This window comes from Sphingobium sp. Cam5-1 (genome assembly GCF_015693305.1).
In the GTDB taxonomy this organism is placed as follows: Bacteria; Pseudomonadota; Alphaproteobacteria; order Sphingomonadales; family Sphingomonadaceae; genus Sphingobium.
Window position 1 is genome coordinate 2,215,315 of sequence record NZ_CP065138.1, and the last position, 21,825, is coordinate 2,237,139.

Sequence of the window (21,825 nt, forward strand, 5' to 3'; positions counted from 1 at the left end):
GTTATCGTGGATTGCCTTAGCTCGGCTTCTTGTCCTGCTCAACAGGATAGAAGGTGTAGCTTAGCGTAATTTGCTGAGTGTCCCTATTGTCGGGATCATTCAGTATTTTGGGATCAACATAGTAAATCACCGGCATGCGAACCTGCTCGCCCGGCTGCAATGTCTGCTGAGTGAAGCAGAAACACTGGATCTTGGTGAAGTAGGCGCCAGACTGGATCGGCGTCACGTTGAAGCTGGCCGTGCCCGTAACCGGCTTGTCCGACATGTTTTTCGCGATGAAGATCGCCATGTCGCGCGCGCCAACGGTCACCGTATCCGTCCGGTGTTCGGGATAGAATTGCCAGGGCATGCCAGGCTGAACATTGGAATCGAACCGGATCGACATTGTATGGCCGACCGCTGGCTGCAACTTGACATCAGCAGCAGCGCGCTGCGTCGTGCCGCCAAATCCCGTTTGCTGACAGAAGATTCGGTAGAGCGGGACCGATGCGAAACCCAGCCCAAGCATAGCCAATCCTACCGCCGTCATAGTCATGAGCGTGCGGCGGTTCCGGCGATCCCGATCAAAAGGCGACGGCGGCAAGCTGGCCATTATTGTCCCGCGCCAATCTTCACGATCGTGATCGCGTAAAAGAGAATGACGAGCGCCCCGAGCAACAGCCCAGTGACAATGGCGCGCGACTTCTGCCGACTGCGTACCTGCTTTTCCTCCTCGGGCGTCATGCCAGCAACCAACGATCGATGACAACCGCTCCGAACAGAAGGAAAAGATAGAGGATCGAATATTTGAACAGTCGGCGTTCGGGACCCATGCGGCTGGGATCCATTTCACGGCGCCGGTAGACCTGAAAGGCGAAGATCACGAACAGGCCCGTACCGAACAAGGCAGTTACGCCGTAAATCAGACCCGTAAGGCGAAGCAGAATGGGTGCCATCGCCGCGGCGGCCATGATCGCGGTGTAAAACCATATCTGACGGCGCGTAGCAACTTCACCTGATACGACGGGCAACATCGGGATGTTTGCCGCAGCGTAGTCAGTCTTCACGAACAGCGCGAGTGCCCAGAAATGCGGCGGAGTCCAGAAGAAGGTGAGCAGGAAAAGCGCCACGGCGAGAGCGCCAACGTCACCTGTGACTGCAGCCCAACCGATAACGGGAGGAAAAGCCCCCGCAGCACCGCCAATGACGATGTTCTGTGTTGTCCGGGGCTTGAGCCAAATAGTGTAAATGAAAACATAGAAAAGAATCGACACCGCCAGGATAGCAGAGGCGAGCCAGTTCGTCGCCACGCCCATCAGCAGGACGGAGAAGAAGGAAAGGCCGACGCCGAAATGGAGCGCCGACTGCCGGTCCATCCGGCCGGCAGGCAACGGGCGGTTGGCGGTCCGCTTCATCTTTGCGTCAATATCCGCCTCATACCATTGGTTGAGCGCCGCCGCTGCGCCAGCGCCCAGCGCTATGCACAGGATGGCGGTGAAGGCGAGTACGGGATGGATTTGACCGGGCGCCGCGAGCAGCCCGCAAAGACCGGTGAAGACGACCAATGTCATCACGCGCGGCTTGGTCAACGCGACAAAGTCGCGCCAGTGCGCGGGAATCGTGGAAGCGGCGCTCCCGGTCATGAACGGCGAACTTGCCATATGCTCCTCATGCGGCAGCCCGGCACCATCACAGGCGCCGGGGCTGCTAACTGCGGGTCCGCGACATTCGTCGCCACCCGGCATCCTGCTGGATGCATATTTTTCGCCGATCGTCAGTCGATGACCGGCAGCGTTTCGAACTGGTGGAACGGCGGCGGGCTGGGCAGCGTCCATTCCAGCGTCGTCGCGCCTTCACCCCACGGATTGCCTTCTGCCTTCTTGCCAAAAGCAAGCGACCAGAAGACGTTCACGAAGAAGATCAACACACCAACGGCCATGATCTCATAGCCATGGCTGGCCACGCTGTTCCAGTAGGCAAAGGCCTCCGGATAATCGGGGTAGCGGCGGGGCATGCCCGACAGGCCGAGGAAGTGCATGGGGAAGAACAGCAGGTTCACGCCCACGAAGAACACCCAGAAGTGCAGGTGACCGAGAAATTCGCTGTACATGCGACCCGACATCTTCGGGAACCAATAGTAGAAGCCCGCGAAGAGACCGAATACCGCGCCCAGCGACAGCACGTAATGGAAGTGGGCAACGACATAATAGGTGTCGTGCAGCACGTCATCGACGCCGCCATTCGCCAGGACAACGCCGGTGACGCCGCCCACGGTGAACAGGAAGATGAAGCCGAGCGCCCAGACCATCGGGGTCTTGTAGCTGATCGAGCCGCCCCAGATCGTCGCGATCCAGGAGAAGATCTTGATACCGGTGGGCACGGCAATCACCATCGTTGCGGCGGTGAAGTACATCTTCACATTCACCGACATGCCGGTGGTGAACATGTGGTGCGCCCAAACGACAAAACCGACAACGCCGATCGCGACCATGGCGTAGGCCATGCCGAGATAACCGAACACGGGCTTGCGGCTGAAGGTCGAGATGATCTGGCTGACGATCCCGAAGCCGGGAAGGATCATGATGTACACTTCGGGATGTCCGAAGAACCAGAAAAGATGCTGGTAGAGTTCCGGATCGCCACCGCCGGCAGCATCATAGAAGGTGGTGCCGAAGTTGCGGTCTGTCAGCAGCATGGTGATAGCGGCTGCAAGAACCGGCAGCGCAAGCAGCAGCAGGAAGGCAGTGACCAGCACCGACCAGACGAACAAAGGCATCTTGTGCAGGGTCATGCCCGGTGCGCGCATGTTCAAAATGGTGGTGATGAAGTTGACGGCGCCCAGGATGGAGCTGGCGCCCGCGATGTGGAGCGACAGGATAGCCATATCCACTGCTGGCCCCGCAGAACCGCTGGTCGAGAGCGGAGCATAGACCGTCCAGCCCGTGCCCGCGCCATTACCCGTACCACCAGGAACGAAGGTCGAACCGAGCAGCAGAGAAAAAGCGGGGATCAGCAGCCAGAAGCTGATATTGTTCATGCGCGGGAAGGCCATGTCTGGCGCGCCGATCATGATCGGCACGAACCAGTTACCAAAGCCACCGATGATGGCGGGCATGACCATGAAAAAGACCATGATCAGGCCGTGCGCGGTGATCAGCACGTTCCAGAGGTGATAGGCCTGGTCCATCGTAGCCGAAGGACCATCAGTCATCTGCGCCCAAGTGTGCAGATACTGAATGCCAGGCTGCGCGAGCTCGGCACGCATCAGGCCCGAAATCGCGCCACCGATCACGCCGGCGAGGATCGCGAAGATCAGATAGAGAGTGCCGATGTCCTTGTGGTTCGTCGACATGAACCAGCGCTGGAAGAAGGCTGGCTTGTGATCGGCGTCATGATGATCATGAGCATGATCGCCGTGATGATCTGCAGTAATCGTGGTCATGGCGTTATGCCCTTACATCAAAGCTTTTCGGCGGGAGCGGCGGCAGGCGCGGCTGGAGCAGCAGCTGTAGCTGCGGCGTCAGCGCCCTGGAGCTTGCCACCCTGCGAGAGAACCCACTGGTCAAACTGGGCAGGAGGCAGCGCCTCGATCGCGATCGGCATGAACCCGTGACGCGCGCCGCACAGTTCGGAACACTGCCCGTAATAGACGCCCGGCTTCTCAATTGTGAAGGTCTTCTCATTGAGACGACCAGGAACGGCATCCATCTTCACCCAGAGCGACGGGACCGCAAAGGCGTGGATCACGTCAGCACCGGTGATGATCAGCTTGATCGGGCGGCCAACAGGAAGAACCATGCGGTTGTCAGGCGCAAGCAGATAAGGCTCGCCATTCGCCTCGGCCTTTTCCCTGGGAAGCAGGTTCGAGACATATTCAGGAATGCCATTGTCGGGATATTCATATCCCCAATACCACTGATAGCCCGTGACCTTCACGGTCAACGCATCCTTGGGCGCAGGCTTGTACTGATCAGCCAGCAAGCCGATCGAGGGTACCGCGATCACAAGAAGGATCACCACGGGAACCACAGTCCAGATCACTTCGATCAGCGTATTGTGCGATGTCTTCGACGGCACCGGATTGGCGCTGCGGCGGAAGCGGATCATCACATAGAGCATAAGGAGGGCCACGAAGACCGAGATGATCGTGATGAGCGGCAGGAGCAGCACATCGTGCAGCCAGCGAGCGGTATGACCCGTGGGGCTGAACTGTTCCTGCAGGGTGATTTCGCCGGGGCGCGGCATGCCGATGCCTTCGGTCGGCTTCATACGGGACGGGGCGGCAACCTTGGCCGCAGGCGCAGCCTCGGCAGCAGGAGCGGCCGCATTGGCGCCCGAGTCGGCGGGCGCGGCGGCATTGCCCGCAGCGGCGGCTGCGACGGCGGCATTGTCCTGCGCCAGCGCCTGACTGTTCAACACCGCAGCTGGCGCAAAGGCCAGCAACCCGGCGAGAACGAGCGATTTCACCATTTTCATAAGCGTCTTCTTACCCCGTAACCCCTTGGCGCCGCTGCAACGAAGGCGCGCGCATACGCATCCCCCTCCGCCCGGTCGGTCTGCCGCGGCTTATAGGCATGCTTTTTTCCTGCCTCAAGCGGGCAGGAGCAGATTTTCTTCACTGTTGCAACGCCCCGGTCGTCCGCCTATCTCGCACCTCGCGCGCAGGGGCGCGTTCATGGGCATTGCCCATGGCCGAAGTTGATGTGCCAGATGGCCCCGAAATAGGCCTGGGCATGTACTGATGGATCGAAGAACCGGATGACCGACGAGGAAGTACTGGCAGAATTCAGGGCAGCAGGTGCGCTGCTGGAGGGACATTTCATTCTGTCCTCGGGCCGCCGTAGCGCCAACTACCTGCAATGCGCGCGGGTATTGATGAACGCCGAACGCGCAGGCGGCCTCGCGCGCGCAGTCGTGCAAAAGCTGCCCCGCGAACTGCGGCAAGACATCGACCTTGTCGTCTCGCCCGCCATGGGCGGCCTTATCATCGGCCATGAAGTCGGGCGCGCGCTCGACAAGGATGCTGTATTCCTGGAACGGCCCGAGGGAAAGTTCGAGCTGCGGCGCGGCTTCGCCATAACGCCCGGCCAAAAAGTGCTGATGGTTGAAGACGTTGTCACGACCGGGCTGTCGTCGCGCCAGGCGATTGAAGCGGTGGAGGCCGAAGGCGGCATCGTTATCGCCGAAGTAGCGCTGGTCGATCGATCCGCAGGCGAAGTGGATCTGGGCGTCCCCTTCTACCCGCTCGTCAGCATCAATTTCCCTGTATATGAAGCAGATGATGTCCCGCCGGAACTAGCGGCCATCCCCGCGATCAAACCTGGAAGCCGGAAACAATAGGCATCATGCAGCAAACTCCCGCCCACCTGCGCCTGGGTGTCAACATCGACCATGTTGCCACCATCCGGAATGCGCGGGGGGGAGAACATCCTGATCCCGTCAAGGCGGCGTTGTTGGCCGTGAAGGCGGGGGCCGATGGCATCACGGCGCACCTGCGCGAGGATCGGCGGCACATCCGGGACGAGGATATCGCCACGCTGATGGCGGCCCTTACCGTTCCGCTGAACCTGGAAATGGCCGCAACGCGGGAGGTGCTGGACATTGCGTTGAAGCATCGGCCGCATGCGGCATGTATCGTGCCTGAAAAGCGCGAGGAGCGGACGACCGAGGGCGGTCTGGATGCCGCCGGACAGATCGAGACGCTGCGACCGATCGTCGGCGCGCTGGGGGACGCGGGGATCCGCGTCAGCCTTTTTATCGAACCTGATCCGGCACAAATCGAGGCGGCGATGCACTTAGGCGCTCCGGTGGTGGAGTTTCATACAGGGCGCTATGCGCATATTTCCGGCACAGCGCGCGCTGAGGAGTTGCGACGCATATCCGACGCTGCGGCGCTGGCGGCCAAAAACGGCATCGAACCCCATGCTGGTCATGGCCTCACTTTCGACAATGTTGGCCCTGTGGCGGCAATTCCGCAGGTGGCCGAACTCAACATCGGCCACTTCCTGATTGGCGAGGCCATTTTCAGCGGGTTGGAAAGCAGCATCCGCGAAATGCGACGGCAGATGGACCTGGCGCGTTGATCATCGGCCTCGGCTCCGACCTATGCAACATCGAGCGGATCCAAAATTCGCTCGATCGCTTTGGCGAGCGGTTCGAACAGCGCGTTTTCACCGAAGTCGAACGCGCCAAGGCAAACCGCCGCCCGTTCACCAAGGCCGGAACGCTCGCCAAGCGATTCGCCGCCAAGGAAGCCTTTTCCAAAGCAGTAGGAACGGGCTTTAATCGTGGCGTGTTCATGAAGGACATCGGCGTCGTCAATCGCCCAGGTGGCGCACCGACGCTGGAGCTGACCGGCGGCGCGCTCGCACAGCTTCAAACAATGCTGCCCGATGGACACAAGGCGGTCATTCACGTCACGCTAACCGATGATCATCCATGGGCGCAGGCATTTGTCATCCTTGAGGCTCAGCCCCAGTGACCACGGCACCACCAGTATCCGAGAAGCCATCCATGACGGCAGCCGACATGAGCGAGAACGACCCGCTTTCCACAGAAGAGCCGGCGGCGGCATCGCCAGCCCGAACGGACAAGAGTGCGATCGACTGGTGGCATGAGATGAAGAGCATCGCGCTTCTGATTCTAGCAGTCCTGGCCTTTCACAGCTTCGTCGCCAAACCCTTTTACATCCCGAGCGAATCCATGATGCCGGTGTTGCTGAAGGGCGACCGGCTGGTGGTCAGCAAATTCCCTTACGGCTGGTCCTATGTTTCACCAAGTTTCCACCCCCTTCCCTTTCTGAAGGGCCGCATTTTCGGCCGCCTGCCTGAGCGTGGCGACATCGTCATCGTGTCGCCGCATAACCGGCGGGAGGACTATATCAAGCGGGTGATCGGCCTGCCGGGCGACATCATCGAGGTCCGGGGCGGACAGGTCATCCTGAACGGCGTCGCTGTTCCTCAGAAGGCAATCAAGCCGGTACTGATCCCGATCGATGGCAACGCCCCCTGTTCCCCTACCCAGTTCCCCGGCGCCCGCATCACGGGAGCAGACGGGCGGGAATATTGTCAGTTGCCTGTGCGGCAGGAGATCCTGCCCAATGGCAAAAGCTATGTGACGATCGACATGGGGCCGAGCGCGCTGGATTGGTATGGTCCGGTGCGCGTTCCACGCGACCATGTCTTCCTGATGGGTGACAACAGGGATAATAGCGCCGACAGCCGCGCGCCGCTTGAGGAGAACGGCCTTGGGGGGCCTGTCCCTTGGGAAGCGATTGGCGGACGGGCGGAGTTCATTACTTTTTCGCTCGACGGCAATTCCAGCTGGAATCCCGTTACCTGGATTCACGCGCTGCGTAGTGGCCGGGCGGGGAACAGCTTACGCCCGGAGAGCGTTCCACCCCCGAAATAATATATCCGCAAAGGGGCTGGTGATTGAGCGGGAAACACGTCCACATTGAGCAACCGGGTCCGAGTGAACTGCGAAGCCCGCTCGTTCAGCATGAGATAAAACGCGCGGGCGTGTGGATCGCCATGGCGGTTGCCGTCGCACTGCTAGCCTTGCTCGCGCAACCAATCATGCTCATCCTTGGAGCGCTGGTCCTGACCAGCATGATGGACGGCGGCACGCGTCTACTTGGCCGTGTCTTGCCGATCGGCCGAGGCTGGCGCCTTACGATCGTGCTCCTCGCCGCCCTGCTGTTCCTAGTTTACACATTCTACCTGACGGGTGCGAGTTTGGCCGCGCAGGCGCAGGCCATGCGCACGATCGTGGAGACTCAGGTCACCCGCATCGGTGGCTGGATGCAGCAATTGGGCGTGACGACGACACCCAATGATTTCAAAAGCCTCGCTACTCAGGCTTTCAATTCGATCGGTCGGGTCACCGCCGCAGTCGGCACCGTCATGGGCGCCGTGACGAGCGGCGTAATGATGCTGGTACTCGCGATTTTCATTGCGGTGGAGCCGCGTCTCTACGAGCGGGGCGTCGCATGGATGCTGCCCATGAGCAGCCGCTTAAGCTTCTATAATGTTGTGGACAGAATGGGGTGGACGCTGCGCCGTTTGATGTTCGGCCGACTGATTGGCATGGCGGTCGAGGGCGTTGGGACTTGGCTGCTGCTGCTCGCGGGGGGTGTCCCAATGGCTGGCCTGCTCGGAATTCTGACCGGGCTGTTCGCTTTTCTGCCGAACATCGGGTCGATCATATCGGGCGTATTGATCGTGCTCGTCGGATTTTCGGCGGGGGTGGATTCTGGAATCTATGCCTTTTTCGTGTATCTCGTAGTGCAAATCGTCGATGGTTACCTGATCGTTCCCATGGTGGCGAAGCGGGCCACCGATCTTGCCCCTGCGCTGGTCCTGGCTGCGCAGATATTGTTCGGCGCGCTGTTTGGAATAATGGGCCTGTTCCTGGCCGACCCGATCGTGGCGATGATCAAGGTCTATCTGGAGGAACGGTCGAAGGCGATGAACGATGGCCCCGAATCAAAGGGGATCGTCGTTACCGAATAGAAAAAGGGTCCGAAAACCGGACCCTTCTATTCTTTACATTTCGGCGATGCGATCAGCGGCCGGGAAGCGGCGCAGGAGCCGCGCCCCGCTGCATCATCTGCTGCATCCGCATGATGTCGGCCTTCGATTTGAAATCGTGCAATTGAACATCGAAGACCAGCACGGAATTGGCGGGGATAGGTCCAGCCGCCTGCTCGCCATAGCCAAGCTGCGGCGGGATCCAGAGACGGTACTTGCCGCCCTTCTTCATCTTCTGCAGACCCTCGGAAAAGCCCGGCACAACGCCATCGACCGGCATCGCGGTCTGGGCATTTTCGTCGAAGACAGTGCCGTCGAGCAAAGTGCCCTTATATCCCACCAGCGCCACGTCCGCTGCGGTGGGGCTGGGACCAGTGCCCTCTTCCAGAACCTTGTACTGGAGGCCCGATTCGGTCGTGACCACGCCTTCCTCCCCGGCATTGCGGGCGAGGTAGCTGGCAGGCGAAGGCTCGACCCCGCGCTGCCCGGCCCAGGCCAAGCCGCCCGCGGCGATCGCCACGGCGGCAACACCGATCCAGAGACGCGTCAGCGACCCCTTGGCGATGGGACGAAGGGGAACAGCGGTCGTGGACATGGACCTAAGCCTCGCAGATGCGGATGATCAGCAAAAAGGGGCGGAGAACCACCGCCCCTTAAAAACGAACGTCTTAACGAACGCCGTCACGCTCAGCGCGCTTGCGCTCCAGCTTGCGCGCGCGGCGAACCGCGGCGGCCTTTTCACGGGCGCGCTTTTCCGAGGGCTTTTCGTAGTGACGGCGCAACTTCATCTCGCGATATACGCCCTCACGCTGCAGCTTCTTCTTGAGCGCGCGCAGGGCCTGGTCGACATTGTTGTCGCGAACGATGATTTGCATAATCCAGTCAAACTCCAGTCGAAAACAGGCGGTTCGTCAGGAAACAAACCCTTCCCGACGGGCCTACCGAAAGTAATAGCGATGAGTCGTCGCAGGGCAGCCTGCGCCGTGTGGGGCGCGCCCTACCAGCAGAGTCGGCCAAATTCAACCCCAAAGCCGTTTCGCTCGACAGCAGCGCCGCCCGGGAGGATAGTTACGGCGACAGGGTTAGGAGGACCGCCATGGCAACCGCCGTTTCCGCTGATGACATGCCCATCGAAGAATGGAAAGCGCGCCAGCAATTGGCTGCATGCTACCGCATATTTGACCACATGGGATGGTCGGAACTTATCTACAATCATATCACCCTGCGCGTGCCCGGCGACGACAGCGCATTCCTGATCAACCCGTTCGGCTTACTCTATTCCGAGGTGACGGCGTCCAACCTCGTCAAGATCGACATTGACGGGCATATATTGGACGGCAGTCCCTATCCAGTGAACCGCGCCGGTTTTACCCAGCACAGCGTCTTCCACCGCCACCTGCCCGACGCCCACTGCGTCATCCATACACACACGACCGCCGCCATGGCGGTCAGCGCGACACAGGAGGGGCTGCGTCCGACCAATTTCTATGCCGCCGCCTTTGCCGGGCGAATCGCCTATCACGATTTTGAAGGCATCACCCTGCGCCCCGAAGAAGGCGACAGGCTGATCGCCAATCTTGGTGACCGCCGGATGATGATGCTGCGCAACCACGGCACCCTGGTCATGGCGGACACTCTTCCCAAGGCATTCCTCATGCATTGGATGCTTCAGCGCGCCTGCGAGATACAGGTAGCGACGGGTTCAGCGGGCACCCCCGTCGACATTCCGGACGAAGTGATTGCCGTACATCAACGCGATATCAGCGGCGTGCAGTTGCCGACCGGGCCGGGCGTTCCTGATTTTGAGGCAATGGTTCGGTTGATCGATCGGATAGATCCAGGATGGAAAAACTGATGTCCCACTCAACGCGGTTCGCAATCTAGATCAAGGACAAGTGGAGGAAAAGAACATAACATGAACTCATGACTGTCCTTTCCATTCCGCAGAAGCTGAAAATCCTCGCCGACGCGGCCAAATATGATGCTTCATGCGCATCCTCCGGAACGAAGAAGCGCGATAGCTTGTCAGGGCGGAAGGGCGGGCTAGGATCAACCGAAGGCATGGGTATCTGCCATGCTTATGCGCCTGACGGGCGATGCATATCGCTGCTCAAGATTTTACTGACGAATAGCTGCATCTTTGATTGCCACTATTGCATCAATCGCCGGTCGAGCGACGTTCGCCGGGCGCGCTTCACCGTGGGCGAAGTGGTCGAACTGACCCTTAGTTTTTACCGCCGCAATTATATTGAGGGACTTTTCCTGTCCTCCGGCATCATACGATCGCCCGATTATACGATGGAACAGCTGGTCGGCGTGGCCCGAGCGTTGCGGGAAGAGCATGACTTTCGCGGCTATATTCATCTCAAGACGATCCCTGATGCCGATCCGGAACTGACGCATCAGGCGGGACTTTTCGCTGACCGGCTGTCGATCAATGTCGAGATGCCGACCGAGCAGGGGCTTCGGCGACTGGCGCCAGAGAAAGATGGAACGCGGATCGAAGGCGCGATGAGCGGGCTGCGCACTGCCATCGAAGACACAAGCGATGCCCAAAAGCACTACCGCCACGCGCCGCGATTTGCCCCTGCGGGACAATCAACGCAGATGATCATAGGGGCCGACGGCGCGGACGACCGGGCAATCATCCGACGTGCGCGATCTCTATATGACCGCCATGCTCTACGGCGCGTCTATTACAGTGCCTTTTCGCCCATTCCCTCGCCGAGCAGCGTCCTTCCGTTAAAGCGCCCTCCACTACTGCGCGAACACCGCCTGTATCAGTCGGACTGGATGATGCGCTTTTATGGCTTTTCAGTGGCTGATCTTGAACAGGCGACCGACCCCGAAACAGGGCATTTGCCTCTCGACATCGATCCCAAGCTGGCCTGGGCCTTGCGGCACCGGGCAATATTCCCGGTAGATGTGAACCGCGCCCCGCGGGAGATGTTGCTGCGCGTGCCGGGCTTGGGCGTAAAGGCTGTCGATCGCATATTGGCGAGCCGCAGGGTCCGCCGCCTTCGGCTGGACGATGTCGCGCGGGTGACAAATTCGATTGCCAAGCTGCGGCCCTTTTTGGTCGCCAGCGATTGGAGGCCGGTTCACCTCACCGACAAGGCCGACCTTCAACGGCAGCTCACCCCTCCCCCTTCGCAACTGGAGCTTTTCGACTGACGGTAGTTTTCCTTATTGATAAGTGCGGCACTTCGTGATTTCTTGAGATTTAATAATAGTCGAGGGGAAGGCGCTGGTGGCAACGGCATTCAACAAGGATTCAGCACGATCTCATGGCGGGCGGTATGCCAAGCGCATGAGCAGCCATCTGGCCATTGCGCTTGTTGTTTTTTGCCTTCTTCAGATCGGTATCGTCGCCAGGATGGGCGGCTCGCTGGTGCTGCACCTTGCCCTGATTATCGCAATCGGCGGCTTTGCAATGGTGGCGAGGGACATGGAACGCCGGTGGGAATTACTGGATGAAAGCGGCCTGTCGATGTCGGGCCTGGACCTGCGCTTTCGCAGGGATGTGGCACAGGTGTGGCTGACGAGCATCGCCAGCAGCCTGCTGTGGATACCGGTTGCGATCATCTTCCATTTCCTGTTCGGCTGAACCAGCGGACCCAAAGCTCACCGCCTTTCGTTGTGTCCTCTAAATCAAGAGGAGGACATCATGGCCAATGCCACGATTTTCGACAAACTGAAGCAAGATCATGACGCCCATCGCCAGCTGTTTGAGAAAATGGCTGACGCGAAGGACCATAACGATCGGCTGGAGAAGCTGTTCGAACAGTTTCGCGTCGAAGTCACCGCACATGCGGCGGCGGAGGAAGAGACGCTCTATGCAACGATGCTCGCCCGCCCCGACCTGCGCGAAGATGCACAGCATAGCGTAGCCGAGCACAAGGAAATCGACGATTATCTGGAGGAGCTGCAGGAGCAGCCATTCAACAGTCCTGAATGGCGGGAAACTTTCGCCACGCTGAAGAAGCGTTATCTTCACCATATCGAGGAGGAGGAAGAGGAGATGTTCCCCGATGCGGCAGCCGAGCTGACCGATGAGGAAGAATTGAAACTCGCTACCACCTTCGCCCGGCGCAAGCCCGCCGAACTGGAGCGAGCAGAATCGTCCGATTGATCGGCCATGTATCAGGTGCTGCTGAGCAGGCCGGATGATTTCGGCGGGTGGCGCGATGCTGCCCGTCGTTTCGCTCTGGCTGGCGTAGCTGCTCAGGATATTGGCTGGCGGGTCGAGGGAGAAGGCGGGCCGCTGCTGGCCTTCGATCCGCCGCTTCTGGAAAATGGCGGCGGAGCATTTTCAGTACCGCGCGCCTTTCTGGAACTAGCCGAGAGCGCAATACTGCATCGGGATGGAGAGCGCTTTGCCTTGCTCTACGCGCTTTTGATCAAGGTGCGGCAAACCCCCACTCGCATGGACGATCAAGCCGATCCTCTCGTCCGCCGTGTCGAGATGCTGGCAAAAGAGGTTCGGCGCGACATGCATAAGATGCGCGCCTTTGTCCGATTCCGCGAAATGCAGGATGCTGACGGAGCCCGTTTCGTCGCCTGGTTCGAGCCTGATCATCATATCGTCCGCGCGAATGCCGGGTTTTTCGTGCGGCGTTTCGCATCGATGCGATGGTCGATCCTGACGCCTGAACTCAGTATCCATTGGGATGGCGAAAGGTTGGAAGAAAGTCCCGGCGCTTCAAAGGCAGATACGCCGGGCGGCGACCCGGTCGAGGAAATCTGGAAAAGCTATTATGCTGCGACATTCAACCCCGCCCGGCTCAAGCAGCGAGCCATGCTGTCCGAGATGCCCAAGAAATACTGGCGCAACCTGCCGGAGGCGGCCCTCATCCCCGACCTTGTCGCCGGGGCGCAGGCACGGGAAGCGGCCATGATCGCCACTCCTCCCAAGTCCCCTGCCCGCGCCAGCAACGCGATTGCTGCCTGGACCAGATTGCGCGAGGAGGCGATGGGCTGCACCCGCTGCCCCCTTTATCGCGACGCCACCCAGACTGTGTTCGGCGAAGGCCCCATCGATGCGCCCCTGGTTCTCGTGGGGGAACAGCCGGGCGATCAGGAAGATATTGCCGGGCGCCCCTTCGTGGGTCCCGCAGGCCAGTTGCTGGACCAGGCATTAGAGGAAGCCCGGATCGACCGCGCGAGCGTCTATGTCACGAACGCCGTCAAACATTTCAAGCATGAGCGACGGGGCAAGAGGCGCCTCCACCAGACGCCTGACACATCCGAGATTGCTGCCTGCCGCTGGTGGCTGGATCAGGAGTTGGCCCTCGTTCGTCCGCGCGTCGTGGTGGCTTTGGGCGCGACTGCCGCCCGCGCCATATTGGGCAAAGCCGTGACGATCAGCCGGACGCGAGGCGCGCCGATTCCGCTCGAACATGGCACCGAAGCTTGGGTGACCGTGCATCCGAGTTTCCTGCTGCGCGTACCCGATGAGGCGCGAAAGGCGGCCGAGCGAACGCGATTTGTCGAAGATTTGCGAGAGATAGGAGAGCGGGTAAAGACGCTAAGCCGATGATCCTTGCTTGACCGACGATCCTGCCCCGGCAACATCGCATACGTTCACGCCGGAGGATTTTAGCGCTTCATGTCCATCGCCTATCACAATGGCCAGTTCCTGCCGCTCGCCGAAACGCGGGTCTCGGTGCTGGATCGCGGCTTTCTGTTCGCCGAAGCCGTTTACGAAGTGACAGCCGTCATTGATGGCAGGCTGATCGACAGCGCGTCGCATCTGGTGCGGCTTGAACGTTCGGCGGCCGCAATAGGGCTTAGCCTTCCCGTCTCCCTTGCCGAGATTGAAGCGGTGCAGAAGGAACTGGCAGCGCGCAATGATCTCGAAGAGGGCTTGATCTATCTGCAACTGACGCGGGGCGCCGACGCAGGGCGCGACTTTCTGCCTTCGTCGGCTTTGCAGCCAACGCTTGTCATGTTCACGCAGGCCAAGCGCTTTCTCGATTCTCCCGCTGTGCGGAACGGCATTGCGGTTGTCACGACACCCGACCTGCGGTGGGCGCGGCGCGACATCAAGAGTGTCGGCCTGCTGGCTCAAGCCATGGCGAAACAGATCGCGGCCGAGGCGGGGGCACAGGAAGCCTGGATGGTGGAGGACGGCTTCATCACCGAAGGCGCATCTTCCACGGCCTTTCTGGTTACGGACGACGGCATCATCACCCGCCCTTATTCACAAGCCGTGCTTGCCGGATGCACCGGCACTGCACTCACTGCGCTAGCCGAGGAGAGTGGCCTCAGTGTTGTCCACCGCCCCTTTTCCGTGGCGGAAGCCAAAGAGGCCCGCGAAGCCTTCATCACCAGTGCATCAACGCTCTGCCAGGCGGTCGTGCGTATCGACGGGACCAAGATCGGCGATGGCACTCCCGGCCCGGTCGCCACCCGGCTACGCCAGCTCTACATCGATTTTGCGCGCCGGACGGCGGTCTGAAACGACAATCGGGCATAACAACATCCATTTTGGATGGGTCGCCTCTTCTTCTTTGCGTCCCGCCATTTCGGCGAAAAGCCAAACCATTTTGGCGACAGCGAGGGCCGAGCCTCGTGAAATCGGGCGGGTCAGCAGGATTATCGGTCAATGAAGGGAAGCTGGCATGTCCGATCCGGAGGAAAGAGCAGGCGCGCCGCCGCGATATTGCGATAGGTTCGGAACAAAGCAGGGACAGGAGTAACAGGTGGAAATGGATCGCCCCCGGACTGAATTTGGATCCAGCAGCGAGGAAATCTATGGGATGAGAGACCCTCGCGCGGGACTCCTTATTCTGGCGGACGACGTCTTTCTGGACGATGTCGCAGGACTGGCAGAGGCCGCCCAGTTCCGGCTCCTCGATATCGTGCCGCTGGATCAGGCGATGCTGCGGCTCGACATGCAGGTGGGGTGCGACGTCATTCTGCTCTTCTGCACAAACCCGTCCGCATTGCTCGAGCGATTGCTGGTGCAGGTGGAGACTCTGGCGGTTCAAAATGACATGTCCGTCATTCTGATTGCCGGTCTCGACACGATCGACCTTGCCTTTGCCTGCATGCGGAGCGACCGCACGCAACTGCTCTGCACGCCGGATCAGACAGACCTCGCCGCCGCTTTGCTGACTGCTGCGGGAACGACGCCGCAGCGCACGGTTCATGAAGTCAATCAGGAAAGCGAGGGCGTCCGCCTGCAACAGCTGAGCGAAGAGGTCAGCCGCCTTGCGCGGACGCTGGAGGCGCTGACATCGCGGCCGCGGCATGCGACCCCCTCCTTCGCATTGGGACCCCGCATTTCGGATCGAGCAAGCGATTATATCGGCATGCCCACCGTCGAGCCGATGGGTGGTCAGCCAACCGCCGCCGACGAAGCAGCGCTGGGTGCCGCGCAGGTGCGGGACATGCTGCGCGCGCGGCGGTTGCGTGAAGATTTCCTGCCCGGCGAACTGTTTGCCGATCCCGCATGGGACATGCTGCTGGATCTGTTGGCGGCGCGTCTGGAGCAGGAGCGCGTTTCCGTTTCCAGCCTGTGCATCGCGTCGGCAGTGCCGCCCACCACAGCGCTGCGCTGGATTCGAACGCTGACAGACAAGGGCATCGTTCATCGGCAGGCCGATCCGCATGATGGCCGCCGTGTGTTCATCGCCCTTGCGGAAGAGACGGCCCAAGCCCTGACACGCTGGTTCATGGCAAGCCGCCGTTTTCTTTGTGCGTGACTCGTTGATCATCAACGCTTGACCCGCGCGCTGATTGGCCTAGATAGGCGCGCTCCGGCTGCACCGGCATGGATGCGGTATCGGGCGATTAGCTCAGTTGGTAGAGCGTCTCGTTTACACCGAGAATGTCGGCGGTTCGAGCCCGTCATCGCCCACCACCCCTTATGCTGCTGCCAGAAAGCCGTGCCGGATATTGCGGTGCGATGGAGCCGCTGCTAATCGACGCCATCATGATACAGCCGCCTGAAATTCTTCGAGTCACCAAAGCCCGCGTCTCATGCGACGGGTCAGGCGACATTCCCGCCGCTCTGGGTCACCCGCGCGTGTTCTTGGAGATTGACGAACATGGCTATGTCGATTGCGGTTATTGCGACAAGCGCTTCGTCCTGATTGGCGGTCCTGCGGATACACCGGAAGTTGCGGGCCTGCCCGACATTTCATCCGGCGCGAGCATCTAAAGAAGCGCCCTTCGAATTTGATTGGGCTTGGGCTGTGTCGCTCCTATATCGGGCGGCATGACCAACATCGTTTCCCAGTTCACTGACGCGCGCGGCCTTCTCTACCGGCCGGGCTTGCTTGATCCCGATGGCGCGCAGCGGCTGACGGCGCAGGCGCTCGCCAATTGCGATGATGGCGAGCTCTATCTGCAATATCGGGCCAGCGAGAGTTTCGGGTTCGACGATGGAAGACTGAAAACCGCCGACTATTCGACCGATGCGGGCTTTGGCCTGCGCGGCGTGTCGGGCGAGATGACGGGCTTTGCCCATGCCAACGATATCAGCGAAGCAGCGATCCGCCGGGCGGCCGAAACGCTGACCTTATTGGACCCGGCCAAGGGCCAGCCCGCTCCGCCGCCACAGCGGACCAACCGCCATCTCTACACAGACGCCAACCCTCTGGACATCGTCCCGTTCGCTGAGAAGGTCACGCTGTGCGCTGCCATCGATGCGGCAGCGCGCGCGCGCGATCCCCGCGTAGCGCAGGTTTCGGTCAGTCTGGCCGGGAGCTGGTCGGTCGTGGAAATCGTCCGTGCCGATGGCTTTACCGCCACTGACATCCGGCCGCTGGTGCGGCTGAACGTCTCGCTGATCCTTGAAGAAAACGGCCGCCGCGAAACCGGCAGCTTCGGTATTGGTGGGCGCTATCTTTACGATCAGGTGATGGATGCCGCGATATGGAACCGGGCCATCGAAGAGGCGCTGGCGCAGGCGCAAGTTAACATGCGATCGGTTGCCGCGCCTGCGGGCGAAATGACGGTGCTCCTAGGGCCGGGCTGGCCGGGCGTACTGGTGCATGAGGCGATCGGCCATGGCCTGGAGGGTGATTTCAACCGCAAGGGTACGAGCGCCTTTTCCGGCCGGATCGGTGAGCGCGTTGCGGCTCCCGGCGTCACGGTGGTAGATGACGGATCGATCCTCAGCCGCCGTGGATCGCTCTCGATCGATGACGAGGGCACGCCTACCAGGGAGAATGTCCTTATCGAGGATGGCATCCTTAAAGGCTATATGCAGGATCGCCTGAACGCCCGGCTTATGGGCGTGGAGCCCACGGGCAACGGCCGTCGCGAAAGCTACGCCCATGCGCCGATGCCGCGCATGACCAATACGTTCATCAAAGGCGGCCATGATGACCCGGAGGAATTGCTATCCCGCATGGGTTCCGGCATTTTCACCAAGAGCTTTGGCGGAGGCCAGGTCGACATCGTCTCAGGCAAATTCGTCTTTTCCTGCACCGAAGCCTATAAGGTCGAGAATGGAAAGCTAGGCGACCCGATCAAGGGCGTGACATTGATAGGCGATGGACCAACCGCGCTAACCAAGGTGATCGGGATCGGCAGTGACTGGGCTCTGGATGAAGGCATCGGCATGTGCGGTAAGGGTGGACAGAGCGTTCCAGCGGGCGTCGGGCAGCCGACCCTGCTGATCGAAGGGCTGACGGTCGGCGGCACGGCGACCTGATATCCTGGCGCCGTGGGCTGCGGAACCTGCGGCCCACTGCTTCTTTTTTCCTGTATGAACATGCTTACGGACAGCCATGACGCCGTGACCGCCGATTGGGCGGCTGCCCTGCTGGACTTCTGGTTCAATCAGGTCGGGGAAGAGGGCTGGTGGAAGCATGATCCAAAGCTGGACCAACAATGCGCGGCTCGCTTTTGTCAGCTGTGGGAAGAAAAACGGACCTTAGTTGCTGAGACATTCCTTGATCGGGCTGATGACGCATTGGCCGCAGTTCTGTTGTTCGATCAATTGCCTCGTAATATGTTTCGCGGCACCGCCGAGGCTTTTAAAACTGACGAACTCGCTCGAACCGTCGCGCGCGGCGCAATTGCCCATGGCTATGACATCCAGATTGGCGGCGCGGGCCGTCGATTTTTCTACATGCCGTTCCAGCATAGCGAGGATATCGAAGATCAGAAGCTGTCGCTGAGCCTGTTCGAGGCAGCAGGCGATGGGCGGTCATTGGAATATGCCCGTCAGCATCATGACGTGATTGCCCGTTTCGGTCGCTTCCCGCATCGAAACGCTGCGCTCGGGCGGCCCACTTTGCCGGAGGAAAAAGACGCCGTCCGTATGACGGCCAACTGGTAGGGAGAAGCTGCCCAATTTTTGGGCAGCGCAAACAGGCTGCCCATTTTTTTGGCGGGCAGCACTTAATGCCAATCTAAAAAGCCCGCTTTTGAACGGCGCTGACCAATTGGCACGCCTTTTGCTGCAATGTCGCCGCACACCATTAACAGGGGGCGACATGAAACTTGTCATGGCTATCATCAAGCCGTTCAAGCTTGACGATGTCCGCGAGGCACTCTCCTCGCTAGGCATCGCCGGCATGACGGTGTCCGAGGTGAAGGGCTTCGGCCGCCAGAAGGGGCAAACCGAAATCTATCGGGGCGCCGAATATTCCACAAACATGGTTCCGAAAATCAAGATCGAGGTCGTCTGCGATGACGATCTCGCCCCGCGCGTAGTCGAAGCGGTCCAGGCGGCTGCCAATTCCGGCGCGATCGGCGATGGCAAGATCTTCGTTCTCGATGTCGGTCAGGCCGTGCGCATCCGCACCGGCGAGACCGGCGAAACCGCGCTGTAAGAAGGGGGGAATAATGACCTTTTCCAAGAAATTCTGCGGCGTAATGGGGGCGGCTGCGCTGACCCTTCTCGCAGCCGCACCGGCGCTCGCCGCGCCGATAAAGGCGCCAGACGCCGCTGCAATGGCCAGCATGGTCAACAAGGGCGACGTCGCCTGGATGCTGATCTCGGCCGCGCTGGTCCTGATGATGTCGATTCCGGGCCTTGCCCTGTTCTACGGCGGCCTGGTCCGCACCAAGAACATGCTAAGCATCCTGATGCAGGTGTTCACGATCGTTTCCGTGGCTGGCCTGGTCTGGACCTGCTGGGGCTATTCCATCGCTTTCACCTCGGGTGGCGACAATCATTTCTTCGGCGGTCTTTCCAAGGCGTTCCTGATGGGCGTCGACGGCACGACATCGGCCGCGACGTTCAGCAACAACGTCTATCTGCCGGAATTCGTGTTCGTCGTCTTCCAGATGACCTTCGCCATGATCACCCCGGCGCTGATCGTCGGCGCGTTCGCGGAGCGTGTGAAATTCTCCTCCCTGATCGTGTTCGTCGTGCTGTGGCTGACCTTCATCTACTTCCCGATGGCGCACATGGTCTGGTATTGGGCTGGCCCGGACTTCCTGGCTGATGCTCCTACCGACTATGGCATGCTCTGGGGCTGGGGCGCGCTCGACTTCGCGGGCGGCACCGTCGTCCACATCAACGCGGGTATCGCGGGCCTCGTCGGCGCCATCATGATCGGCAAGCGCGTCGGCTTCCCCAAGGAACCCATGCCGCCGCACTCGCTGACCATGACCATGATCGGCGCCAGCCTGCTGTGGGTCGGCTGGTTCGGCTTCAACGCCGGTTCCAACCTGGAAGCCAATGCCGTCACTGGCGTCGCGTTCATCAACACCATGGTCGCCACCTGCGCGGCGGCGGTAAGCTGGTCGCTGGTCGAACAGGTCCACCACGGTAAGGCTTCGCTGCTGGGCGCCGTCACCGGTGCGGTGGCTGGTCTGGTCGCTATCACTCCGGCTGCGGGCTTCGCGGCTCCCATGACCTCGATCGTGCTCGGCTTCCTTGTTTCGCCGATCTGCTACTTCTTCGTGGCATTCGTGAAGGGCAAGGTCGGCTATGACGACAGCCTGGACGTGTTCGGCGTGCACTGCGTCGGCGGCATCGTCGGCGCGATCGCGACGGGCATCGTCGCGGCTCCTTCGCTCGGCGGTCAGGGCGTGTTCGACTATACAGTCTTCCCGGCGGCCTTCCATCCGGAAGCCTACAGCATCCCGGCCCAGGTCTGGATCCAGACCAAGGCGGTTGTGTTCACCCTGCTCTTCTCGGGCATCGGCAGCGCGATCCTCTACTTCATCATCGACAAGACCATGGGTCTGCGTCCGAGCCGCGACGCCGAGATGGAAGGCCTGGACCTCGCGAGCCACGGCGAGCGCGCCTACAACTACTGAGACTTCGGCAGGGCGGGCTGGAAAGAACGGCCCGCCCGCCACACGATGTTCCTCCTGCGAACACGCCTCGGGACCGGTACGAAAGTATCGGTCCTTTTTTTTTGATGTCAGGCGTTTGGGCGGGTCCAGAGATGTGCCGGTCGGGGCACCGATAAAGGCCAGCGGCGGGACCGGGCCACGATCTGCAACCCCGCCCGGAACACCCAACCCAGTTTTTCACTCTTCGGCGTCACCACGCGATCATCCCAGGCATGACCGCCCCGTCGATCCACTTCCCGAGCGATATCGCCATAAATGCCCGCTGCGGCCAGAACCGCCCAGGCGGAGCGCGGCGGCAATGCGCCGGTGCCATGCCGCGCGCTCGCCTCATAATCCGCGGCTAGCCCGGCGAGACGCCGCGCCAATATCACCAGCTGCGGACGGAAGCCTGGCTCCATATGCCTGTCCGAAGGAATGTCCATCTCCGCCAGCCATTGCTGGGGCAGGTAACAGCGTCCTGCCGCCTGATCCTCACCGATGTCGCGAGCAATGTTGGCCAGCTGAAACGCCAAGCCCAGATCACACGCACGATCCAGCGTAGCTTCATCCGCCGGGTCAACCCCCATCAGCACCGCCATCATGCAGCCCACCGCGCCAGCAACATGATAGCAATAGCGCAGCATGTCCGCTTCGCTCTGGGGCCGCCAATCTTCAGCATCAAGCGCGAACCCTTCGATCAGGTCATGCGCATAGCGGGCCGGGATGGCGCATTCGCGCATCACCACGCCAAAGCCATCAAAGGCGGGATCGCCCGTGGGCTCGCCGCGCAGGGCGGCATCGGTCAGTGCCCTCATGCTGGCAAGACGCATCTGCCCATCGGCCACGCCTCTCATTACGCCGCCATGATCCTGCCCGTCGGCGATATCGTCGCACTTGCGACACCAGGCATAGAGGAGCCAGGCGCGCTCACGCGTTTGCCGGTCGAACAGCTTCGATGCCAAGGCGAAGGATTTGGAACCCCGGACGATACTTTCGCGGGCATGGGCGACGAGGGCGGTGCGATCGAGAATGTTCACATTGCGGCCATGCCTCGCGCCGATGGTCG

At 60.7% G+C, this 21,825-nt stretch carries 25 protein-coding genes and 1 tRNA gene; 18 read left to right on the forward strand and 8 right to left on the reverse strand.

Annotated features, from left to right (window positions below; translation table 11 throughout):
* Positions 1 to 16 precede the first annotated feature (16 nt).
* From IZV00_RS11060 to coxB, 5 genes are all read right to left on the reverse strand, one after another.
* Positions 17 to 592, reverse strand: a complete 576-nt coding sequence (locus IZV00_RS11060; RefSeq protein WP_196224694.1) for a cytochrome c oxidase assembly protein — start codon at positions 590 to 592, stop codon at positions 17 to 19.
* Complete coding sequence (locus IZV00_RS21350) at positions 592 to 723, reverse strand: hypothetical protein (RefSeq protein ID WP_268934763.1); 132 nt, start codon at positions 721 to 723, stop codon at positions 592 to 594. The genes IZV00_RS11060 and IZV00_RS21350 overlap by 1 nt, the downstream gene beginning before the upstream one ends.
* A complete protein-coding gene (locus tag IZV00_RS11065; RefSeq protein WP_196224695.1) occupies positions 720 to 1,640 on the reverse strand; it encodes a heme o synthase in 921 nt (306 codons plus the stop codon). The genes IZV00_RS21350 and IZV00_RS11065 overlap by 4 nt, the downstream gene beginning before the upstream one ends.
* Positions 1,641 to 1,753: 113 nt before the next feature.
* Positions 1,754 to 3,421, reverse strand: a complete 1,668-nt coding sequence (gene ctaD / locus IZV00_RS11070) for a cytochrome c oxidase subunit I (protein WP_196224696.1) — start codon at positions 3,419 to 3,421, stop codon at positions 1,754 to 1,756.
* 17 nt (positions 3,422 to 3,438) lie between these two features.
* Positions 3,439 to 4,455, reverse strand: coding sequence for a cytochrome c oxidase subunit II (gene coxB, locus IZV00_RS11075; RefSeq protein WP_196224697.1), 1,017 nt, complete (start codon positions 4,453 to 4,455; stop codon positions 3,439 to 3,441).
* Positions 4,456 to 4,737: 282 nt separating this feature from the next.
* Between coxB and pyrE the strand changes: the two genes are divergently transcribed.
* The 5 genes from pyrE to IZV00_RS11100 are packed head-to-tail and all read left to right on the forward strand — an operon-like array spanning position 4,738 to position 8,492.
* Positions 4,738 to 5,319, forward strand: a complete 582-nt coding sequence (gene pyrE, locus IZV00_RS11080) for an orotate phosphoribosyltransferase (RefSeq protein WP_196224698.1) — start codon at positions 4,738 to 4,740, stop codon at positions 5,317 to 5,319.
* A 5-nt stretch (positions 5,320 to 5,324) separates the two neighbouring features.
* On the forward strand, positions 5,325 to 6,062 hold the full coding sequence (locus IZV00_RS11085; protein ID WP_196224699.1) for a pyridoxine 5'-phosphate synthase: 738 nt from the start codon (positions 5,325 to 5,327) through the stop codon (positions 6,060 to 6,062).
* Complete coding sequence (acpS, locus tag IZV00_RS11090; RefSeq protein ID WP_196224700.1) at positions 6,059 to 6,460, forward strand: holo-ACP synthase; 402 nt, start codon at positions 6,059 to 6,061, stop codon at positions 6,458 to 6,460. The genes IZV00_RS11085 and acpS overlap by 4 nt, the downstream gene beginning before the upstream one ends.
* A 32-nt stretch (positions 6,461 to 6,492) precedes the next feature.
* The gene (gene lepB / locus IZV00_RS11095; protein ID WP_196224701.1) at positions 6,493 to 7,389 is read left to right on the forward strand and encodes a signal peptidase I; all 897 of its coding nucleotides are present in this window, start codon (positions 6,493 to 6,495) and stop codon (positions 7,387 to 7,389) included.
* Between the two features lie 23 nt (positions 7,390 to 7,412).
* Positions 7,413 to 8,492, forward strand: a complete 1,080-nt coding sequence (locus IZV00_RS11100) for an AI-2E family transporter (RefSeq protein WP_196224702.1) — start codon at positions 7,413 to 7,415, stop codon at positions 8,490 to 8,492.
* Positions 8,493 to 8,544: 52 nt separating this feature from the next.
* Here the strand turns inward: IZV00_RS11100 and IZV00_RS11105 are convergent, their stop codons facing one another.
* On the reverse strand, positions 8,545 to 9,105 hold the full coding sequence (locus tag IZV00_RS11105; RefSeq protein ID WP_196224703.1) for an FKBP-type peptidyl-prolyl cis-trans isomerase: 561 nt from the start codon (positions 9,103 to 9,105) through the stop codon (positions 8,545 to 8,547).
* A gap of 73 nt (positions 9,106 to 9,178) precedes the next feature.
* Positions 9,179 to 9,385 (reverse strand): 30S ribosomal protein S21, encoded by a 207-nt coding sequence (gene rpsU / locus IZV00_RS11110; RefSeq protein ID WP_004208618.1) that lies wholly within the window; start codon positions 9,383 to 9,385, stop codon positions 9,179 to 9,181.
* Positions 9,386 to 9,606: 221 nt separating this feature from the next.
* Here rpsU and IZV00_RS11115 point away from each other — a divergent pair, with 221 nt between their 5' ends.
* The 13 genes from IZV00_RS11115 to IZV00_RS11175 all read left to right on the forward strand — a co-directional run bounded on the left by IZV00_RS11115 (position 9,607) and on the right by IZV00_RS11175 (position 20,741).
* Positions 9,607 to 10,365 carry a class II aldolase/adducin family protein gene (locus IZV00_RS11115; RefSeq protein WP_196224704.1) on the forward strand — a complete coding sequence of 253 codons (759 nt, stop codon included), beginning with the start codon at positions 9,607 to 9,609 and terminating at the stop codon, positions 10,363 to 10,365.
* A 68-nt stretch (positions 10,366 to 10,433) separates the two neighbouring features.
* Positions 10,434 to 11,684: a putative DNA modification/repair radical SAM protein gene (locus tag IZV00_RS11120; RefSeq protein WP_196224705.1), complete on the forward strand. Its 1,251-nt coding sequence runs from the start codon at positions 10,434 to 10,436 to the stop codon at positions 11,682 to 11,684.
* Between the two features lie 76 nt (positions 11,685 to 11,760).
* A complete protein-coding gene (locus IZV00_RS11125) occupies positions 11,761 to 12,117 on the forward strand; it encodes a hypothetical protein (protein WP_443020046.1) in 357 nt (118 codons plus the stop codon).
* A gap of 60 nt (positions 12,118 to 12,177) precedes the next feature.
* On the forward strand, positions 12,178 to 12,642 hold the full coding sequence (locus IZV00_RS11130; RefSeq protein ID WP_196224707.1) for a hemerythrin domain-containing protein: 465 nt from the start codon (positions 12,178 to 12,180) through the stop codon (positions 12,640 to 12,642).
* Between the two features lie 6 nt (positions 12,643 to 12,648).
* A complete protein-coding gene (locus IZV00_RS11135) occupies positions 12,649 to 14,049 on the forward strand; it encodes a UdgX family uracil-DNA binding protein (RefSeq protein WP_196224708.1) in 1,401 nt (466 codons plus the stop codon).
* A 69-nt stretch (positions 14,050 to 14,118) separates the two neighbouring features.
* Complete coding sequence (locus IZV00_RS11140) at positions 14,119 to 14,970, forward strand: D-amino-acid transaminase (protein ID WP_196224709.1); 852 nt, start codon at positions 14,119 to 14,121, stop codon at positions 14,968 to 14,970.
* A 301-nt stretch (positions 14,971 to 15,271) separates the two neighbouring features.
* Positions 15,272 to 16,219, forward strand: coding sequence for a winged helix DNA-binding protein (locus IZV00_RS11145; RefSeq protein WP_230463186.1), 948 nt, complete (start codon positions 15,272 to 15,274; stop codon positions 16,217 to 16,219).
* Between the two features lie 82 nt (positions 16,220 to 16,301).
* Positions 16,302 to 16,377: transfer RNA gene (locus tag IZV00_RS11150), tRNA-Val, on the forward strand.
* Between the two features lie 72 nt (positions 16,378 to 16,449).
* Positions 16,450 to 16,677: a zinc-finger domain-containing protein gene (locus IZV00_RS11155; RefSeq protein ID WP_196226624.1), complete on the forward strand. Its 228-nt coding sequence runs from the start codon at positions 16,450 to 16,452 to the stop codon at positions 16,675 to 16,677.
* Positions 16,678 to 16,734: 57 nt separating this feature from the next.
* Positions 16,735 to 18,177 carry a metalloprotease TldD gene (tldD, locus tag IZV00_RS11160; RefSeq protein WP_196224710.1) on the forward strand — a complete coding sequence of 481 codons (1,443 nt, stop codon included), beginning with the start codon at positions 16,735 to 16,737 and terminating at the stop codon, positions 18,175 to 18,177.
* Between the two features lie 54 nt (positions 18,178 to 18,231).
* Complete coding sequence (locus IZV00_RS11165) at positions 18,232 to 18,807, forward strand: DUF924 family protein (RefSeq protein WP_196224711.1); 576 nt, start codon at positions 18,232 to 18,234, stop codon at positions 18,805 to 18,807.
* A gap of 157 nt (positions 18,808 to 18,964) precedes the next feature.
* The gene (locus tag IZV00_RS11170) at positions 18,965 to 19,303 is read left to right on the forward strand and encodes a P-II family nitrogen regulator (protein ID WP_196224712.1); all 339 of its coding nucleotides are present in this window, start codon (positions 18,965 to 18,967) and stop codon (positions 19,301 to 19,303) included.
* 13 nt (positions 19,304 to 19,316) lie between these two features.
* On the forward strand, positions 19,317 to 20,741 hold the full coding sequence (locus IZV00_RS11175; protein WP_196224713.1) for an ammonium transporter: 1,425 nt from the start codon (positions 19,317 to 19,319) through the stop codon (positions 20,739 to 20,741).
* A gap of 107 nt (positions 20,742 to 20,848) precedes the next feature.
* Here the strand turns inward: IZV00_RS11175 and IZV00_RS11180 are convergent, their stop codons facing one another.
* Entirely contained in the window at positions 20,849 to 21,748 is a 900-nt protein-coding gene (locus tag IZV00_RS11180; protein ID WP_268934785.1) for a phytoene/squalene synthase family protein, read from the reverse strand.
* Between the last annotated feature and the right edge of the window lie 77 nt (positions 21,749 to 21,825).

Excerpts from the sequence above, each read along its gene's own strand:
- IZV00_RS11060 (WP_196224694.1), bottom strand. The coding sequence starts at position 592 with ATGGCCAGCTTGCCGCCGTCGCCTTTTGATCGGGATCGCCGGAACCGC.
- IZV00_RS21350 (WP_268934763.1), bottom strand. The coding sequence starts at position 723 with ATGACGCCCGAGGAGGAAAAGCAGGTACGCAGTCGGCAGAAGTCGCGC.
- IZV00_RS11065 (WP_196224695.1), bottom strand. The coding sequence starts at position 1,640 with ATGGCAAGTTCGCCGTTCATGACCGGGAGCGCCGCTTCCACGATTCCC.
- ctaD (WP_196224696.1), bottom strand. The coding sequence starts at position 3,421 with ATGACCACGATTACTGCAGATCATCACGGCGATCATGCTCATGATCAT.
- coxB (WP_196224697.1), bottom strand. The coding sequence starts at position 4,455 with ATGAAAATGGTGAAATCGCTCGTTCTCGCCGGGTTGCTGGCCTTTGCG.
- pyrE (WP_196224698.1), top strand. The coding sequence starts at position 4,738 with ATGACCGACGAGGAAGTACTGGCAGAATTCAGGGCAGCAGGTGCGCTG.
- IZV00_RS11085 (WP_196224699.1), top strand. The coding sequence starts at position 5,325 with ATGCAGCAAACTCCCGCCCACCTGCGCCTGGGTGTCAACATCGACCAT.
- lepB (WP_196224701.1), top strand. The coding sequence starts at position 6,493 with ATGACGGCAGCCGACATGAGCGAGAACGACCCGCTTTCCACAGAAGAG.
- IZV00_RS11105 (WP_196224703.1), bottom strand. The coding sequence starts at position 9,105 with ATGTCCACGACCGCTGTTCCCCTTCGTCCCATCGCCAAGGGGTCGCTG.
- rpsU (WP_004208618.1), bottom strand. The coding sequence starts at position 9,385 with ATGCAAATCATCGTTCGCGACAACAATGTCGACCAGGCCCTGCGCGCG.
- IZV00_RS11115 (WP_196224704.1), top strand. The coding sequence starts at position 9,607 with ATGGCAACCGCCGTTTCCGCTGATGACATGCCCATCGAAGAATGGAAA.
- IZV00_RS11120 (WP_196224705.1), top strand. The coding sequence starts at position 10,434 with ATGACTGTCCTTTCCATTCCGCAGAAGCTGAAAATCCTCGCCGACGCG.
- IZV00_RS11130 (WP_196224707.1), top strand. The coding sequence starts at position 12,178 with ATGGCCAATGCCACGATTTTCGACAAACTGAAGCAAGATCATGACGCC.
- IZV00_RS11135 (WP_196224708.1), top strand. The coding sequence starts at position 12,649 with ATGTATCAGGTGCTGCTGAGCAGGCCGGATGATTTCGGCGGGTGGCGC.
- IZV00_RS11140 (WP_196224709.1), top strand. The coding sequence starts at position 14,119 with ATGTCCATCGCCTATCACAATGGCCAGTTCCTGCCGCTCGCCGAAACG.
- IZV00_RS11145 (WP_230463186.1), top strand. The coding sequence starts at position 15,272 with ATGAGAGACCCTCGCGCGGGACTCCTTATTCTGGCGGACGACGTCTTT.
- IZV00_RS11155 (WP_196226624.1), top strand. The coding sequence starts at position 16,450 with ATGATACAGCCGCCTGAAATTCTTCGAGTCACCAAAGCCCGCGTCTCA.
- tldD (WP_196224710.1), top strand. The coding sequence starts at position 16,735 with ATGACCAACATCGTTTCCCAGTTCACTGACGCGCGCGGCCTTCTCTAC.
- IZV00_RS11165 (WP_196224711.1), top strand. The coding sequence starts at position 18,232 with ATGAACATGCTTACGGACAGCCATGACGCCGTGACCGCCGATTGGGCG.
- IZV00_RS11170 (WP_196224712.1), top strand. The coding sequence starts at position 18,965 with ATGAAACTTGTCATGGCTATCATCAAGCCGTTCAAGCTTGACGATGTC.
- IZV00_RS11175 (WP_196224713.1), top strand. The coding sequence starts at position 19,317 with ATGACCTTTTCCAAGAAATTCTGCGGCGTAATGGGGGCGGCTGCGCTG.